Annotated in this window: 14 protein-coding genes; 11 read left to right on the top strand and 3 right to left on the bottom strand. The window is 63.4% G+C overall.

From position 1 onward, the window contains the following. Nucleotides 1-2: 2 nt before the first annotated feature. Nucleotides 3-1,421, bottom strand: coding sequence for a phosphatase PAP2 family protein (locus FEZ59_RS15985; protein WP_021344323.1), 1,419 nt, complete (start codon nucleotides 1,419-1,421; stop codon nucleotides 3-5). A gap of 144 nt (nucleotides 1,422-1,565) precedes the next feature. On the opposite strand from FEZ59_RS15985, the gene pafA reads away from it, so the two are divergent. From pafA to FEZ59_RS15950, 7 genes are all read left to right on the top strand, one after another. Then, nucleotides 1,566-2,924, top strand: a complete 1,359-nt coding sequence (gene pafA, locus FEZ59_RS15980; protein WP_007729869.1) for a Pup--protein ligase — start codon at nucleotides 1,566-1,568, stop codon at nucleotides 2,922-2,924. 110 nt (nucleotides 2,925-3,034) lie between these two features. Continuing rightward, a complete protein-coding gene (locus FEZ59_RS15975; RefSeq protein WP_019748512.1) occupies nucleotides 3,035-4,048 on the top strand; it encodes a YafY family protein in 1,014 nt (337 codons plus the stop codon). Further along, nucleotides 4,048-5,025, top strand: a complete 978-nt coding sequence (locus FEZ59_RS15970) for a YafY family protein (protein ID WP_020907807.1) — start codon at nucleotides 4,048-4,050, stop codon at nucleotides 5,023-5,025. Before FEZ59_RS15975 ends, FEZ59_RS15970 begins: the two co-directional genes overlap by 1 nt. Nucleotides 5,026-5,159: 134 nt before the next feature. Continuing rightward, nucleotides 5,160-5,435 (top strand): Sec-independent protein translocase subunit TatA, encoded by a 276-nt coding sequence (gene tatA, locus FEZ59_RS15965; protein WP_003944836.1) that lies wholly within the window; start codon nucleotides 5,160-5,162, stop codon nucleotides 5,433-5,435. Nucleotides 5,436-5,508: 73 nt separating this feature from the next. Next, the gene (gene tatC / locus FEZ59_RS15960; RefSeq protein WP_019748510.1) at nucleotides 5,509-6,537 is read left to right on the top strand and encodes a twin-arginine translocase subunit TatC; all 1,029 of its coding nucleotides are present in this window, start codon (nucleotides 5,509-5,511) and stop codon (nucleotides 6,535-6,537) included. 48 nt (nucleotides 6,538-6,585) lie between these two features. Beyond that, nucleotides 6,586-9,297, top strand: coding sequence for an RNA helicase (locus FEZ59_RS15955; protein WP_172932877.1), 2,712 nt, complete (start codon nucleotides 6,586-6,588; stop codon nucleotides 9,295-9,297). A gap of 52 nt (nucleotides 9,298-9,349) precedes the next feature. After that, a complete protein-coding gene (locus FEZ59_RS15950; protein WP_020907805.1) occupies nucleotides 9,350-10,183 on the top strand; it encodes a DUF4333 domain-containing protein in 834 nt (277 codons plus the stop codon). Nucleotides 10,184-10,187: 4 nt separating this feature from the next. Here FEZ59_RS15950 and FEZ59_RS15945 read toward each other — a convergent pair whose 3' ends face one another. Continuing rightward, complete coding sequence (locus FEZ59_RS15945) at nucleotides 10,188-11,153, bottom strand: 5'-3' exonuclease (RefSeq protein ID WP_069146631.1); 966 nt, start codon at nucleotides 11,151-11,153, stop codon at nucleotides 10,188-10,190. A 37-nt stretch (nucleotides 11,154-11,190) separates the two neighbouring features. Between FEZ59_RS15945 and FEZ59_RS15940 the strand changes: the two genes are divergently transcribed. Next, the gene (locus FEZ59_RS15940; RefSeq protein WP_172932876.1) at nucleotides 11,191-12,327 is read left to right on the top strand and encodes a Xaa-Pro peptidase family protein; all 1,137 of its coding nucleotides are present in this window, start codon (nucleotides 11,191-11,193) and stop codon (nucleotides 12,325-12,327) included. Here FEZ59_RS15940 and FEZ59_RS15935 read toward each other — a convergent pair whose 3' ends face one another. Beyond that, nucleotides 12,328-12,753, bottom strand: coding sequence for a PPOX class F420-dependent oxidoreductase (locus tag FEZ59_RS15935; protein ID WP_019748505.1), 426 nt, complete (start codon nucleotides 12,751-12,753; stop codon nucleotides 12,328-12,330). Between the two features lie 30 nt (nucleotides 12,754-12,783). Here FEZ59_RS15935 and FEZ59_RS15930 point away from each other — a divergent pair, with 30 nt between their 5' ends. Genes FEZ59_RS15930 through cobM form a run of 3 tightly spaced genes read left to right on the top strand, consistent with a single transcriptional unit; the run spans nucleotide 12,784 to nucleotide 15,571 of the window. Next, the gene (locus tag FEZ59_RS15930; RefSeq protein WP_069146593.1) at nucleotides 12,784-13,545 is read left to right on the top strand and encodes an SDR family NAD(P)-dependent oxidoreductase; all 762 of its coding nucleotides are present in this window, start codon (nucleotides 12,784-12,786) and stop codon (nucleotides 13,543-13,545) included. Then, a complete protein-coding gene (gene cbiE, locus FEZ59_RS15925; protein ID WP_134999303.1) occupies nucleotides 13,542-14,825 on the top strand; it encodes a precorrin-6y C5,15-methyltransferase (decarboxylating) subunit CbiE in 1,284 nt (427 codons plus the stop codon). The genes FEZ59_RS15930 and cbiE overlap by 4 nt, the downstream gene beginning before the upstream one ends. Next, complete coding sequence (gene cobM / locus FEZ59_RS15920) at nucleotides 14,822-15,571, top strand: precorrin-4 C(11)-methyltransferase (protein WP_019748502.1); 750 nt, start codon at nucleotides 14,822-14,824, stop codon at nucleotides 15,569-15,571. The genes cbiE and cobM overlap by 4 nt, the downstream gene beginning before the upstream one ends. Nucleotides 15,572-15,585: the final 14 nt, after the last annotated feature.

Below are 15,585 nucleotides of genomic sequence, written 5' to 3'. Positions count from 1 at the left end.
AGTTACTGCGTGATTCTGTAGACGGCCACCGCGCCCGGTTCGGTGTCGAAATCGAACCGGCGCGCGTCTGCCACCACTTCACCGTCGGTGGCGATGGCTACCGGTGAATCGGCCACTCGAACCGACATCGAGGACACGAGTTCGCGAACGTAGACCCGCGAGCTGCCCAATGTTCCTGTGGCAGCAGCAAACAGCAGGCGTGAACGCGAGAACTTCTTGTCCGCGCGCAAGTAGCGGACGTCCAGCAGTCCACGGTTCATCTCCGGACGCGACATCGGCACCTGATCAGCGGGGGAGTATCGCCCGTTTCCGACGAACAGCATCCAGATGGTGGTCCGCTTCCCGTCGATGGTGACAGTCATCGGCTCTGCCGCTGCGAGAACCCGGATCATTGCAGCACCAGCGGCCGGCCACTTACCGAAACGCGGTTCCCACTTTTCCCTCAGACGCACAGCGTCCGGGTATCCGCCCAGGCTGGCTGTGTTGAGAAACCGTGCAGTCACTCCGGAATCCGTGCGCACCACCGCGTGGTCGACAAATGCCGCCTGACCGGACTCGACTGCCTGTGCGGTCTCCTCGACATTCACCGCCCCGACGTCGCGGGCGAAATGGTTCAACGTTCCGCCGGGAAAGACGGCAAGTGGTAGCTCGTGCTTTGTCGCCGCGGTCGCGACCGTGACCACTGTTCCGTCGCCGCCGCATACTCCTAACGCTTTCGGCGAGAGTTCGGGGATCTTGGCATCGATCTGCATGTCGAAGTCGATGTCCGCGTCGAACTCGTAGACGATGGCTTCCGGTAGCAGTTCTCGAATCGATTCCACGATCCCGTCGTCCTCGGAGCCTGAACCAGGATTGGTGAAGACCAACAAGCCTTCTCCGCGCGCGAGCGCGGGAACCACGCACTCGGGTCCGAGTTCGGCGGGTTCTTCGTCTCGCACCGCCCACCAACGACGTGTGCCGGCAGCGATTGCGCCGCCGACCGCGAGGCCTGCGAAGACGTCGGACGGCCAGTGCACTCCGTTGTGAACGCGTGAGTACGCCACTGCTGCGGCCAGTGGCGCGAGTGCGGCGCCCGCCGCCGGGGACTCCATGGCCACTGCCGCGGTGAATGCCGCGGCAGAAGACGAATGCCCGGAGGGGAACGAGGACGACGTCGGAATGTCGACGCCTCGCTTCGGGCTCAGCCAGACACGCGCCGGTGGGCGCCGGCGGGGGAAGAGGGGCTTGAGTATGCCGTTGGCCAGCGCGCTCGAACCTGCCAGCGCGAGCATCCCACGTGCCGCTGCCCTCCTGGGGCGGCCACCGATCATCGCGAGCAAGGCTGCGACAACCATCCACAAAACGCCGTGATCGGCAGCTCTGGAGAGAAACCGCATGGTCGGGTCGAGCACGGAAGGACGCAGTGCTCCAGTGCTTTCCATGACTTTGACGTCGCTTCGGACAACTTTTCGGCGAATAAGGCTCACACCGTCACACTATGCCGCCGCCCGACGTTGTCGAGTCGTGACTTACGACGCGATCGAAGTACACGGGTGAACCTCGCATTCTGGTTGTAGTGTCGAAGTGTGCAGAGACGAATCATGGGTATCGAGACGGAATTCGGCGTTACCTGCACCTTTCACGGGCACAGGCGACTGAGCCCCGACGAGGTTGCTCGTTACCTCTTCCGTCGTGTCGTGTCGTGGGGTCGCAGCTCCAATGTCTTCCTCCGTAACGGAGCCCGCTTGTACCTGGATGTGGGTTCGCACCCGGAGTACGCGACCGCAGAGTGCGACAGCCTCATCCAGTTGGTCAATCACGACCGTGCCGGTGAGCGAGTGCTCGAAGAACTGCTGATCGACGCCGAGGCGAGACTCGCCGAGGAGGGGATCGGTGGCGACATCTACCTCTTCAAGAACAACACCGACTCGGCCGGAAACTCGTACGGATGCCACGAGAACTTTCTCGTCGCGCGCGCCGGTGAGTTTTCCCGCATTTCGGATGTCTTGTTGCCGTTCCTCGTCACGCGCCAGTTGATCTGCGGCGCCGGCAAGGTGCTGCAGACGCCGAAGGCCGCGACGTTCTGCCTCTCGCAGCGTGCGGAACACATCTGGGAAGGTGTCTCGTCGGCGACCACGCGCTCGCGCCCGATCATCAACACCCGCGACGAACCGCATGCCGACGCCGAGAAGTACCGCCGACTGCACGTGATCGTCGGCGATTCGAACATGGCCGAAACAACGACGATGCTCAAGGTCGGTTCTGCAGCACTCGTGCTCGAGATGATCGAAGCCGGGGTTTCGTTCCGCGATTTCGCTTTGGACAACCCGATTCGTGCCATCCGCGAGGTGAGTCACGACGTGACGGGTAAAAAGCCTGTCCGTCTAGCTGGTGGTCGTCAGGCCAGTGCCCTCGACATTCAACGCGAATACCACGCCAAGGCAGTCGAACACCTGCGTAACCGCGAACCGGACCCGCAGGTCGAGCAGGTAGTCGACCTGTGGGGTCGCACCCTCGATGCCGTCGAAGCTCAGGATTTCGCGAAGGTCGACACGGAAATCGACTGGGTCATCAAGCGCAAGCTGTTCCAGCGCTACCAGGACCGTCACGGTTTCGACCTGTCCGATCCCAAGATCGCGCAGCTCGACTTGGCGTACCACGACATCAAACGCGGCCGGGGTGTCTTCGACGTGCTGCAGCGAAAGGGCTTGGTCAAGCGGGTCACCGAGGACGAGACGATCGACGATGCCGTCGAGAATCCGCCGCAGACCACGCGCGCCAAATTGCGAGGCGACTTCATCACTGCAGCCCAGGCCGCAGGCAGGGACTTCACGGTCGACTGGGTTCACCTCAAGCTCAACGACCAGGCGCAGAGAACGGTGCTGTGCAAGGATCCGTTCCGTTCCGTCGACGAGCGTGTCGAGCGTTTGATCGCTTCGATGTAGGTCACTCATTTTCACGATTTACAACACGGCAGGTCTGTTTTGCGGCGACGCGCCGGGCACGAAAGTGTCCGGCGCGCGTTCGGTTATCGGATAGCCACTAGGATTTCGGCGTGGCGACATCAAAAATCGAGCGGTTGATGAACCTGGTGATCGCATTGCTGTCCACCAGACAGTTCCTCACGGCGGAGAAAATCCGCGACAGTGTGGCCGGGTACAACGATTCCGCGAACTACGAAGCGTTCAGTCGCATGTTCGAACGCGACAAGAACGAACTTCGTGACCTGGGTGTCCCGTTGGAAACCGGTCTGGCAGGACGGTTCTCGACAGTCGAGGGTTATCGGATCAATCGCAATGCCTATGAGCTTCCGGACGTTGACCTCACCAGCGAGGAATCTGCTGCGGTTGCCGTCGCCGTGCAGTTGTGGGAGTCGCCGGAACTGATTTCGGCAGCCCAGAGTGCACTACTCAAACTCCGAGCGGCCGGCGTCCAGGTCGACTCAGAAGTCAGTGCCGCGCCGGTCACGGCGATTCCCGCGCGCACCCGCGGTTCGGAGCCCGCGCTCGGCAAGCTGCTTGCAGCCGTCGACGCCGGACGAGCAGTTCATTTTCAGCACCGCGGCGCGTTGAACGAACCGTTCACCGAGCGCACCGTCGAGCCGTGGGGCGTCGTCACGCACAACGGCAAGTGGTATCTGGTCGGGCACGACGTCGACCGTGATGCGGTGAGGACCTTCCGGCTCTCCCGGATCGGTGACGATGTCAGGGAGTTCGGCCCGGCCGGTTCGGTTCACAAACCCGAAGGTGTTGATCTTCGCGAGGTCGTCGACCGCGTGACCGGATCGGGAGTCGTCACCGGAACCGCCACGGTCTGGGTCGCAGACGGCCGCGCACATGAGCTTCGGCGGCTTGCGACGTCGTCGTCCGATCGGCGGCTGACCGATCGTGATGGCAGCGTGCTGGCTATTCCCGTCCGATCCTGGGAATGGACCGCTCGGTTGATCGCCGGTCACGGTTTGGATGCACTGGTGTTGGACCCACCGGATTTGCGTGCTGAGGTCGTCGCGAAGCTTCGCGCCGCCGCGGCGAGCCCGGCCACCAGCAATGACGGACAGGGGGACAACTGATGAGCAATCGACTGTCATCGCGGTTGGCACGGCTGCTCAACCTCGTGCCGTACTTCATCGCGAATCCGGGCATCAGTCCCGCCGAGGCCGCCGAGGAACTCGGCGTCAGCACGACTCAACTGATGACCGATCTGAATCAGCTGTGGGTGTGCGGACTGCCCGGGTACGGTCCCGGCGATCTCATCGACCTGTCCTTCTCCGAGGAAAGTATCGAGGTCACGTTCTCGGCCGGGATCGATCGCCCGCTGCGCCTCACCTCTACCGAAGCGACGGCATTGCTGATCGCCCTTCGGTCGTTGGTGGAAATGCCGGGCATGGTCGATCCGTCGTCGGCCCAGCGCGCTATCGCGAAGATCGAGGACGCAGCAGGCTCGGCCGCGGCACGAGCCATCGGTCAGGACCGGGATACATCGCCGGCGCCGGACATCGCCGAAGACCCGATCGCCGCGACGGTCAGAGCCGCGCTCGCAGACAAGACCGCCCTGCGATTGACGTATTACTCGGCCTCGCGTGACGCGGTCTCCGAGCGCATCGTCGATCCCGTTCGTATCGTGTTGGTCGACAACTACAGCTACCTCCAGGCCTGGTGCCGTCAGGCCGAGGGTGTGCGGTTGTTCCGATTCGATCGGATCGATGCCGCCGTCCAACTCGACGAGCCGGCCGACCCGCCGCCGCAGGCCCTCGAGGAGGATTCGAATCTCGAGTTGTTCAGCGGCGACGGTTCCCTTCCGGAAGCACGGTTGTTCATCACCAAAGAGTGGGTGTGGATGCTCGACTACTACCCGATGGACGTCGAGCACGTGAACGGCGACGGGTCGGTCGAGGCGACGATGAGTTTCGGAACACTCGAATGGATGGCAAGGCTGGTGTTGGGATTCGGTGAGGGAGTTCGGGTCCTTCATCCGCCGGAACTGGTCTCCGAAGTCCATGATCGGGCCGTTGCGGCACTCGACGCCTACGACGTAATCGGTTCGTAAAAGTTGGGGAAACTACGCGTTCAGTGGGTTCGCAGGAAACAAACAGGTAAAAGGTAGCTGAAGTAAGTGCTTTGACACCTCCGAGCGCCGGTTGTGTCCGGTAGCATCGAGGAATCTGATCATGGGAGGTCGTTATGGGTGCAATGCAGCCGATGCATTGGCTGATTGTCGCTGTTGTCGTCGTAATTCTGTTCGGGTCGAAGAAGCTTCCCGATGCAGCACGCGGTCTGGGTCGTTCACTCCGCATCTTCAAGAGCGAAGTCAAGGAAATGCAGAACGACGATGCGGCGCCCGCAAGCGCGCCGGTCGCACAGCCTGCTCCGGCACAGTTGCCGACGGCCAACACCGCGGTGGTCGCAAACGGTGCAGCAGCACCTGTTGCGCAGCCGACCGAAGTCAAGCCGCTCTAGTACACACTGCGTTCTAGCCGGGGTGAAATATTCGTTCACCCCGGTTGTCTGCTGACCAAGACCAGGATGCACAGTGCGTATTCCGTTAGATCCGCGTAACCGCAAGCGGAAGGTCAACCCAGACGGCACCATGTCGTTGGTCGACCACCTGTACGAATTGCGGACTCGTTTGTTGTTCGCATTCCTCGGCGTGATCATCACCACGGCGTTCGGCTTCTTCTGGTACTCACACTCGATACTCGGTCTCGAGAGTCTGGGCGATCTGCTTCGTGGACCGTATTGCGAGCTTCCGTCCGAGAGTCGCGCCAACCTCAGCACCGACGACGCGTGCCGATTGCTGGCGACCGGGCCGTTCGAGCAGTTCATGCTGCGATTCAAAGTGGCGCTCACCGCCGGCATCGTTCTTGCCTGCCCGGTGTGGCTTTACCAATTGTGGGCATTCATCACCCCGGGGCTCTACGCCAAAGAACGTCGATACGCGGTCGGATTCGTCACCGCCGGTGCCGCTCTCTTCATTCTCGGCGCGATCCTGGCGTACCTCGTCGTGGCGAAGGCTTTGCACTTCCTCCTGACCATCGGTGACAACGTCCAGATCACCGCGCTCAGTGGTTCGGAGTACTTCGGCTTCATCATCAACCTGCTGCTCATCTTCGGTGTCAGCTTCGAAATTCCACTGCTCGTCGTCGTGCTGAACTTTGCCGGCATTCTGACGTACGAGCGTTTGAAGGCCTGGCGTCGAGGATTGATCTTCGGGCTTTTCGTATTTGCTGCAGTCGCCACGCCGGGTTCGGATCCGTTCTCGATGCTGGCGCTCGCGCTGGCCCTGACGCTTCTCTTCGAGGTCGCTGTTCAGATCGCTCGCCTCAACGACAAACGTAAGGCCAAGCGAGCCGGTGAAGACTGGGGCGCACTGTCCGACGAGGAAGCTTCCTCCATCTCGTCTCCGTCCGATCTGAACGAGGCTTTCGACAATCCGACCAAACCCAAGGCCGAATCGAGTGGATTGTTCGGACGTAAGTCCAAGTCCAAGGCTCCGGTTGCGGAGAAATCCGACACCGGCGGCGACAACGCGCCCGGTCAGGATTTCACTGACACCCTCTGAGCGCCGTGCCACCACGTCGGCGGCGTGTGAAACCCTGACGAGGTGGTTATGAACAAGAGTGAACTGAGCACGTTTGCGTCCAGCCTGAAGTTCGAACTCGATCCATTCCAGGTGAAGGCATGCGTTGCGCTCGAAGCGGGCCACGGAGTCCTTGTCTGCGCGCCGACCGGCGCAGGCAAGACCGTGGTCGGCGAGTTCGCTGTCCACCTGGCTCTCGCGGCGGGCCGCAAGTGTTTCTACACGACGCCGATCAAGGCGTTGAGTAATCAGAAGTACGCAGAACTCGTCGAGCGGTACGGCCCGAGCGAGGTCGGCCTGCTGACGGGTGATTCGAGTATCAACTCCGACGCACCGGTGGTCGTCATGACCACTGAAGTCCTGCGGAACATGCTCTACGCAAATTCCGAGGCACTGCGCGGGCTTTCGCACGTAGTCATGGACGAAGTGCACTACTTGGCGGACCGGTTCCGTGGTGCGGTGTGGGAGGAAGTGATCCTGCACCTGTCCGAGGACGTTCGGCTGGTGAGTTTGTCGGCGACCGTGAGCAATGCCGAAGAATTCGGCTCCTGGATGGAAACCGTCCGCGGCGACACCACCGTGGTCGTCGACGAGACGCGGCCGATCCCGCTGTGGCAGCACATCATGGTCGGTCGACGGATCTTCGATCTCTTCGACAGCCGCAGTCATCCTGCCGCTGGGCCGAAGACCGTGCTCGTCGATCAGGATCTGGTTCGCCACGTCAAGCAGCGTCAGGCTCTCGAACGCGTCGAGAGCTGGCAGCCGCGTGGCCGCGGGCGTCGTGGCAGCTACCAGAGTTCCAACGATTTCCGACCCTTGCCACGACCTGACGTCATCGCGCAGCTGGACCAGTCCGGACTGCTCCCGGCGATCACCTTCATCTTCAGCCGCGCCGGTTGTGATGCGGCTCTTGCACAGTGCCTGCGGTCCCGACTGGATCTGACTTCGCCGGAGCAGGTTCGCGAGATCGACACCATCATCGAGAAACACACCGGGGAACTACCCGAGGAGGATCTCGAAGTTCTCGGATATCGGGACTGGTGCAAGGCACTGCGACGCGGACTGGCCTCTCACCATGCCGGCATGTTGCCGGCATTTCGCCAGACAGTCGAGGAACTGTTCGTCAAAGGTCTCGTGCGTGCGGTCTTCGCGACCGAGACGCTGGCCCTCGGCATCAACATGCCGGCACGCACGGTGGTCCTCGAACGTCTGGTCAAGTACAACGGTGAATCGCATGCCGAACTGACACCGGGGGAGTACACGCAGCTGACCGGTCGGGCAGGCCGACGCGGCATCGACGTCGAAGGGCACGCTGTGGTCCTGTGGCAGCCCGGGGTCGAGCCCACGGATGTCGCCGGCTTGGCGTCGACCCGGACGTTCCCGCTCCGCAGTTCGTTCCGCCCCTCGTACAACATGTCGATCAACCTCGTCGAACGCATGGGCGCGGCCGATTCACGGAAGCTGCTCGAGCGTTCCTTCGCACAGTTCCAAGCGGATCGCTCGGTGGTCGGCCTGGTGCGTGGCATCGAGCGGAACGAAGAAGCCCTGAAGGGTTTGCAGGAGAAACTCGGCGGTGCGGACGGCGAATACTTCGAATACGCGTCGTTGCGTGAGCGGCTCAGTGCGCGCGAGCGCGCGCTCGAACGTAAGGGCCGCGAAGATCGACGCGGAGATGCGGTGGAGTCCCTCCGTGCACTCGCCCGCGGTGACGTGATCGCAATTCCCATCGGTCGTCATTCCGGGGTGGCAGTGGTCCTCGTCCCGGACAACGATCCGAAGGACCCGCGTCCGCTGGTTCTGACTGCCGATCAGTGGGCCGGCCGACTCTCCTCGGGTGATTTCCCGGAAGCAGCCGACGTTCTGGGAAAGATGCGCCTGCCCAAGCATGTCGATCACCACACCGCAAGGATCCGGCGCGATCTGGCCTCGGCGTTGCGTAGTACCGGGATCAGTGCCCCCCGGCGGAAGAAGCGCCACAAGGCGGGCGCGTCCGAAGACGCCGAGGTCGCTACTTTGCGACGCGCTATTCGCTCGCATCCGTGCCACAGCTGGCCCGATCGTGAACATCTGAGCCGGATCGGTGAGCGCTACAACCGGCTGGCCCGGGAAACGCAGTCGATGAGGGAAAAGGCAGCGGCCACCACCAACTCGTTGGCGCGGACGTTCGACCGCATCATTGCGCTACTCAAAGAGCGTGAGTACATGACTGCCGAAGCAGCGCCCGAAGTCACCGAATCCGGACGACGACTCAGCCGCATCTACTCCGAAAGCGACCTTCTGGTCGCCGAGTGCCTGCGGACCGGGGCGTGGACAGGTCTCAGCCCGGCCGAGTTGGCGGCCGTCGTCTCCTCGGTGGTCTACGAATCACGTCGGGACGGCGACACCGTTGATCGGGTGCCGACAGCGGCGCTTCGTCACGCCCTCAACGACACTCAACGATTGTGGAGCGAACTGCGGTCGGACGAGATTCGCCACAAGCTGCCGCCGACGCGGGAACCGGATCTCGGATTCGTCACCGCCGTTTATCACTGGGCGAGTGAGAACTCGCTTGTCGACGCACTGATCGCGGCCGGAGCACAGGGCCGTGCGCTGTCTGCGGGTGACTTTGTACGTTGGTGTCGTCAGGTGATCGATCTCCTCGATCAGGTCCGCCTGACATCGACGGATGCCGACGTCGCGAAGACTGCGGCGCGGGCGGTAGCTGCAATTCGTCGCGGGGTAGTTGCTGTCGACGCAGCATGACCGCAACTATGTGGTTTGATTCGCAGACTGGTATTTCGAGTGGGAGGCGAACATGAGCGGGCCTTACGGACCGAACGATCCGAATCGGCAATGGGGTCCTGGTGATCAGCAGCAGCCGAACGAGCAGCAGTGGGGGCAGAATCCTCAGCAGCCGGGCGGTCAGCAGCAGCCTGGTCAGCAGCCCGGCCAGCAGCAGCCGTGGGGTCAGCCTGGTCAAACACCGCAGCCCGGTCAACAACCCGGCCAGCAACAGCCGTGGGGACAACCTGCCTACGGCCAGCCCGGGCAGCCTGGTGGTCAGCCTGCGTACGGTCAGCCGCAGCAACCTGGACAAGGACAACCCGGCCAGCAACAGCCGTGGGGACAACCCCAGCAGCAGCCTCCCGCTCAGCCGTGGGGTCAGCCCGGGCAACAGCAGGCACCTGACGCAACCCAGGCCTGGGGTCAGCCGCCTGCTGCCGCACCTCAGCAGGCATGGGGCGCCGCGGCTCCCGGCCAAGCGCCGGGACAGCAGAATCAGTGGAACCAGGCTCAGCCGTTCCCGAGTCCCGGTGCGCCCGGAAACCAGTCGGGTAAGTCGAAGAAGCCTTTGATCTTCGGTGCGATCGGTGTTCTCGTCGTTCTTGCTGCTGTCGTGGTGGCCCTGGTGTTCGGTGTCTTCGGCAAGAACACACTCGATCAGAGCGCGGCTCAGGCCGGCGTCGAGAAGATCGTCACCGAGTCCTACGGGGCAAAGAACGTGAGCAACGTTCAGTGCCCCGCGGACCAGGAAGTCAAGTCAGGCAACAAGTTCACCTGCACGCTTTCGATCGCGGGTGTGAAGTCGAACGTGACTGTGACGTTTGTCGACGACAACGGCACGTACGAGGTCAGCCGCCCGAGCTGACGCTCTACTGGTCGGAACGGCCTGCCGCCGCAGCCGCGAGCGCGGCGGCAAGCCGTCCGGCCGAGCGCTCGATGTTCAGCGAGGCCGCCACTTCCTCGAAGCGTGCGGGATCGGCGGGGGTCGCCGGGAGTTGGTCGTCCTTCGAGAACTGAACGTCCGCGTCGCGAACCACTCGTACTACCGGCAACGCAGCATCAAGGTAAGCGATGGCCTCTGGTGAGGTGAGTTTTGCGCGAATTCCCTTGGCCATGTCGGATTCCGGATCAGCTGCGGCCGCGCGAAGTCCGGCCAACGAGCCGTAGCGCAGCATCAGCGTCGACGCAGTCTTCTCACCGACACCCTTGATGCCGGGTAGACCGTCGGAGGCGTCTCCGCGCAGTACCGCGAGTTCGGCGTATGCCTCGCCCGCACGGTCACCGGGTACTCCGTACTTCTCGGCAACCTCGACCGGTCCGAAGAGTTCTGCCTTGGACAAGCCACGGCCCACGTAGAGGACACGAACGGGCACGTACTCGTCGGTGACGACCTGCAGAAGGTCTCGGTCACCACTGACGACGACGGTGAGATCTTCGCGCTCGGTGGCGGCAAGCGTTCCCAGCACGTCGTCGGCTTCGAGTCCGACGGCACCCGCCGTCGCGATTCCTGCTGCTGCGAGCACGTCCATGATCATGTCGACCTGAGGCGTCAACGTGTCCGGAACTTCTTCGGACGAACCGTCAGAGCCTTCTTCGACGCGATGCGCTTTGTACGTCGGGACTGCATCGACGCGGAACTGCGGTCGCCAATCCAAGTCCAGGCACACCGCGAGACGACTCGGCTGGTGTTTGGTGATCAGGGAAGCCACCATGTCGGTGAAACCGCGCACGGCGTTGACAGGTCTTCCGTCGGGGTCGACGAATGACTCGGGCAGCGCGTAGAACGCACGAAACCACAGGCTGGCACCGTCGAGGAGAAGCAATGGCCCACTCATGGTCACCATCCTGCCAGTCGGCACTAACCTGTAAGCCATGACGTCTCCAGCCGAACAGGATTCCCGATTCTCCAGCGCCGTCTACGGCGCACGTATCGCTCGCGCCGCGGAGTTGGCTCGATCAGCAGGACTCGACGGTCTGGTGGTGACTCCAGGCCCGGATCTGCGGTACCTGACGGGTTCTCGGGCCGACTCGTTCGAGCGCTTGACCGCGTTGGTCATCGCTGCGGACACGGCGAAGGCGTCTGTCGTGCTTCCTCGCTTGGAGTTGGCGTCGTTGAAGGAATCGGCGGTGGGCGATCTCGGGCTGACCGTCCTCGACTGGGTCGACAGTGTCGACCCGTATGCGATTGTGGCGGCGCAACTCCCGACCGGCGCCAAGGTTGCGGTGACGGATGCGATGCCTGCATTGCACCTGATCCCGCTCGCAGACACCTTGGGCGCGTTGCCGATCCTCGCTACCGGCGTATTGCGTGAATTGCGGATGGTCAAGGACGACGCCGAGATCGAGGCGTTGCGACGGGCCGGTGCGGCGATCGACCGTGTTCACGCCCGCATGGCCGAGTTCTTGATCGTCGGCCATACGGAAGCCGAAGTGGGCGAGGCAATTTCGGAGGCGATTCTCGAAGAGGGGCACACCGAGGCCGCGTTTGTGATCGTCGGATCAGGCCCGCACGGCGCCGATCCGCATCACGAGGTTTCGGACCGGGTGATCGAGAGCGGCGATATCGTGGTGATCGACATCGGCGGACCGGTCGAGCCCGGCTACAACTCGGATTCCACCCGCACGTACAGCATGGGGCAGCCGTCCGCCGAGGTATCAGCGCAGTTCGCGGTACTCGAAGCGGCACAGCAGGCTGCCGTCGATTCGGTGCGGCCAGGAGTATCCGCAGAATCCGTCGACGTTGCCGCCCGCGAAGTGCTTGCCGCACAAGGTCTTGCGGAGGTCTTCGTTCACCGCACCGGTCACGGTATCGGGCTGTCCGTGCACGAGGAGCCGTACATCGTCGAGGGCAACACCATCGAACTCGTCGAAGGTATGGCCTTCAGCATCGAACCGGGAATCTACTTCCGCGGCAGTTGGGGTGCCCGTATCGAGGACATCGTCGTCGTGACCGCGGACGGTTGCGAGTCGTTCAACAACCGTCCGCACGGCCTGACTGTCCTCGGCTGATCAGCTTTCCTTGAACGCCGCGGACCCGAGGATGCGGGTGACGTCGATTTCGATGACCACGCGCGCTGGGTTGACCCGTGGCTGGCGGTACCGCTCGGCATAGCGCCGAACGGCGTCGGCCACGGAGTCCTCGTCGGCGAGCACGCGTGCCGGCCCTTCGAGCGTGAGCCAGCGACCACCGTCGACCGAACTGACTGCGGCGTATCCGCCACGCGCTGCGTTTATCGCCTTCTGTGAACCACCGCTGGTGATCACGCGCGCCTTTCCGGCTTCCTGGTCCCAGGTGAACCCGACGGCCACGACGTGTGGGGTGCCGTTCGGACGCAACGTCGTGAGTGTCGCGAGGTGGTATTCACCGACGAACTTCAGCCCGTCTTCGGTGAGAGTCTGCTGTGCCGATGGCGTGGTGGAGGGGGTGAGCGTCATGCCACGACGGTAATCCAGGACACTGGAGCGGTGACTGCGGGTGCGAACGTGAATGACATCGAGACGGTACTGCTCCTCGGCGGACGAAGTGAGATCGGCCTCGAGATCGCGGTCAGGCTCGCGCCGGGCCGCAACATCGTTCTGGCTGCCAGACGCAGCGGCGAGCTGTCGGAGCAGGAGCAGATGCTCAGGAACGCCGGAGCGGTCGGCGTCTCCACCGTCGAGTTCGACGCCGACGCCGTCGACACGCACGGAGACCTCCTGGACGCCGTAGTCGCCGAGCACGGTCGGATTTCGGTTGCAGTACTGGCCTTCGGAATTCTCGGCGATCAGGCGCGTGCCGAAACCGACGCGGCGCATGCGGTCGCGGTGGTGCACACCGACTACGTGGCGCAGATCAGCATCCTCACGCACCTCGCGGAGATCACGCGCCGACAGGGAACCGGAAAGATCGTGGTGTTCTCGTCCGTCGCCGGCGTTCGGGTTCGCCGCGCCAACTACGTCTACGGGAGCGCAAAGGCCGGCTTGGAAGGTTTTGCCAGCGGTCTGGGCGACGCGCTGCACGGTTCGGGCGTGCAGTTGATGTTGGTACGGCCAGGGTTCGTCATCGGGAAGATGACCGAGGGAATGTCGCCTGCCCCGATGTCGAGCACTCCGTCGCAGGTCGCCGACGCCGTCGTACGGGGACTGAACTCCGGGGCGACTCGGGTGTGGGTTCCGCGAATTCTGCAGCCGGTGTTCTTCGTCATGCGGCTTCTGCCTCAGACGATCTGGCGCCGGATGCCGCGATGACCGCACACCCGGTGGTGATCGTCGGCATCGGCGCCGACGGCTGGGACGGGCTGTCCGAGAGCGCAAAGGGCGCAATCCTCGGTGCGGAGGTCCTGATGGGATCGCCGCGCCAGTTGGACTTGGTCCCGGCGGCACATCTCGGGGCACGGCGTGCGCCCACCCGGCTCACCTGGCCGTCTCCGATGATTCCGGCGTTGCCGTCGATGTTCGCCGAGAACGCGGACCGCAAAGTATGTGTTCTCGCCAGCGGTGACCCGATGTTCCACGGCCTCGGCGTCACGTTGGTCCGGCTGCTCGGCGCGGACAACGTGCGAGTGATCTCCCACCCGTCGTCGGTGGCGTTGGCGAGCGCGCGAATGGGATGGGCATCGTCCGAGGTCGACGTCGTGAGCCTGGTGAACCGAGACTCGGCGACCGTCTTGGCGGCAGTGGTCGATGGCGCGCGCCTGTTGGTTCTGAGCAACGGGCGCTCGACACCGGGGGAGGTGGCACGTCTGTTGTCCGGCGCGGGCTTCGGACGATCGACTCTGACTGTACTGGCCCAGCTGGGCGGGGCCGAGGAATCGCGGACCGTCACGGTGGCGGACGAGTGGGATCACGCGGACGAGGACGTGGACGCGTTGAACGTTCTGGCCGTCGAGTGCATCTCGGTCGATCATCCGTTGCGGCTGACTCGAATCCCGGGTCTACCGGATGCTGCCTTTGTCGGCGACGGTCAGATGACCAAGCAGGAGATCCGCGCATTGACGTTGTGTGCACTCGCACCGGCGCCGGGAGAACACCTCTGGGACGTCGGCGGAGGGTCGGGAACCGTCGCCATCGAGTGGATGAGAACCCACCCGCGTTGCACTGCAACAGCATTCGAGAAGGTGGCGAGCCGGGTATCGCAGATCGGTGCCAATGCAATCAATCTCGGCGTGCCTGCGTTGGCAGTGAAAGCGACCGCGCCCGAGGCGTTTGCGGAAGAGGTTCGGCGTCCCGATGCGGTGTTCGTCGGCGGCGGCGTCACGCAACCGGGAATGCTCGAAGCGTGCTGGGAGCAGTTGAGCGTGGGCGGGCGTCTGGTTGCCAACGCCGTGACTGCCGAGTCCGAATCGTTGCTGCTCGGCTGGATGAGTCGCCATGGTGGGACGCTGCGACGCTTTCAGGTGCAGCGCGCCGAGCCTTTGGGCGCGTTCAACGTTTGGCGACCGCAACTTCCGGTGGTCCAATGGTCCGTCACAAAAAGTCAGCCGTCTGCAGGCGCAGGCACAGATACGCCGGAGGAATCCACACAATGACCGTTCATTTCATCGGTGCGGGTCCCGGTGCGGCAGATCTGATCACTGTCCGCGCGCAACGCATCATCGCTGCGAGCCCTGTGTGCTTGTACGCCGGCAGCCTTGTCCCAGCGGAGTTGCTCGAGTGGTGCCCGGTCGGGGCGCAGGTCGTGGACACTGCTCGCCTGAGCCTGGACGAGATCACCGCGATCCTTGTCGAAGCGCATTCGGCCGGGCTGGACGTCGCGCGTCTGCATTCCGGTGATCCGTCGATCTTCAGCGCGGTAGCCGAGCAGGCTCGTCGCCTGGACGCCGCGGGTGTCGATTTCGACATGATTCCCGGTGTTCCTGCATTTACCGCGGCCGCCGCAGCGCTGAGGCGTGAGCTGACCGTCCCAGGCGTCTCGCAGACCATTGTTCTGACCCGAGTCTCCACCTTGTCGACGGCAATGCCGGAGGGCGAGGATCTGCGGTCCCTGGGCCGCAGCGGCGCAACGATGGTGGTTCACCTCGGCGCTCATCGCATCGAACAGATCGCATCCGAGTTGGCCGACAATTACGGCGAGGACTGCCCGGTGGCGGTCGTCGCCTTCGCCTCGCGGCCCGAGGAGATCGTTGTTCGAGGCACTTTGAAGACGATCGTCGAACTTGTTCATGCAGCCGGCATCACGAAGACGGCCGTTGTGATCGTGGGCCGAGTGTTGACTGCTGAAGGATTCCCGGACAGCTATCTCTACTCGGCGGCGCGTGAGAGAAGCACACACTGACCCCGACGGGTACT

This window comes from Rhodococcus sp. MS13, assembly GCF_013277835.1.
In the GTDB taxonomy this organism is placed as follows: domain Bacteria; phylum Actinomycetota; class Actinomycetes; order Mycobacteriales; family Mycobacteriaceae; genus Rhodococcus_F; species Rhodococcus_F erythropolis.
The sequence above is the reverse complement of the archived record's forward strand: the minus strand, read 5'-3'. Positions and strand labels throughout refer to the sequence as shown.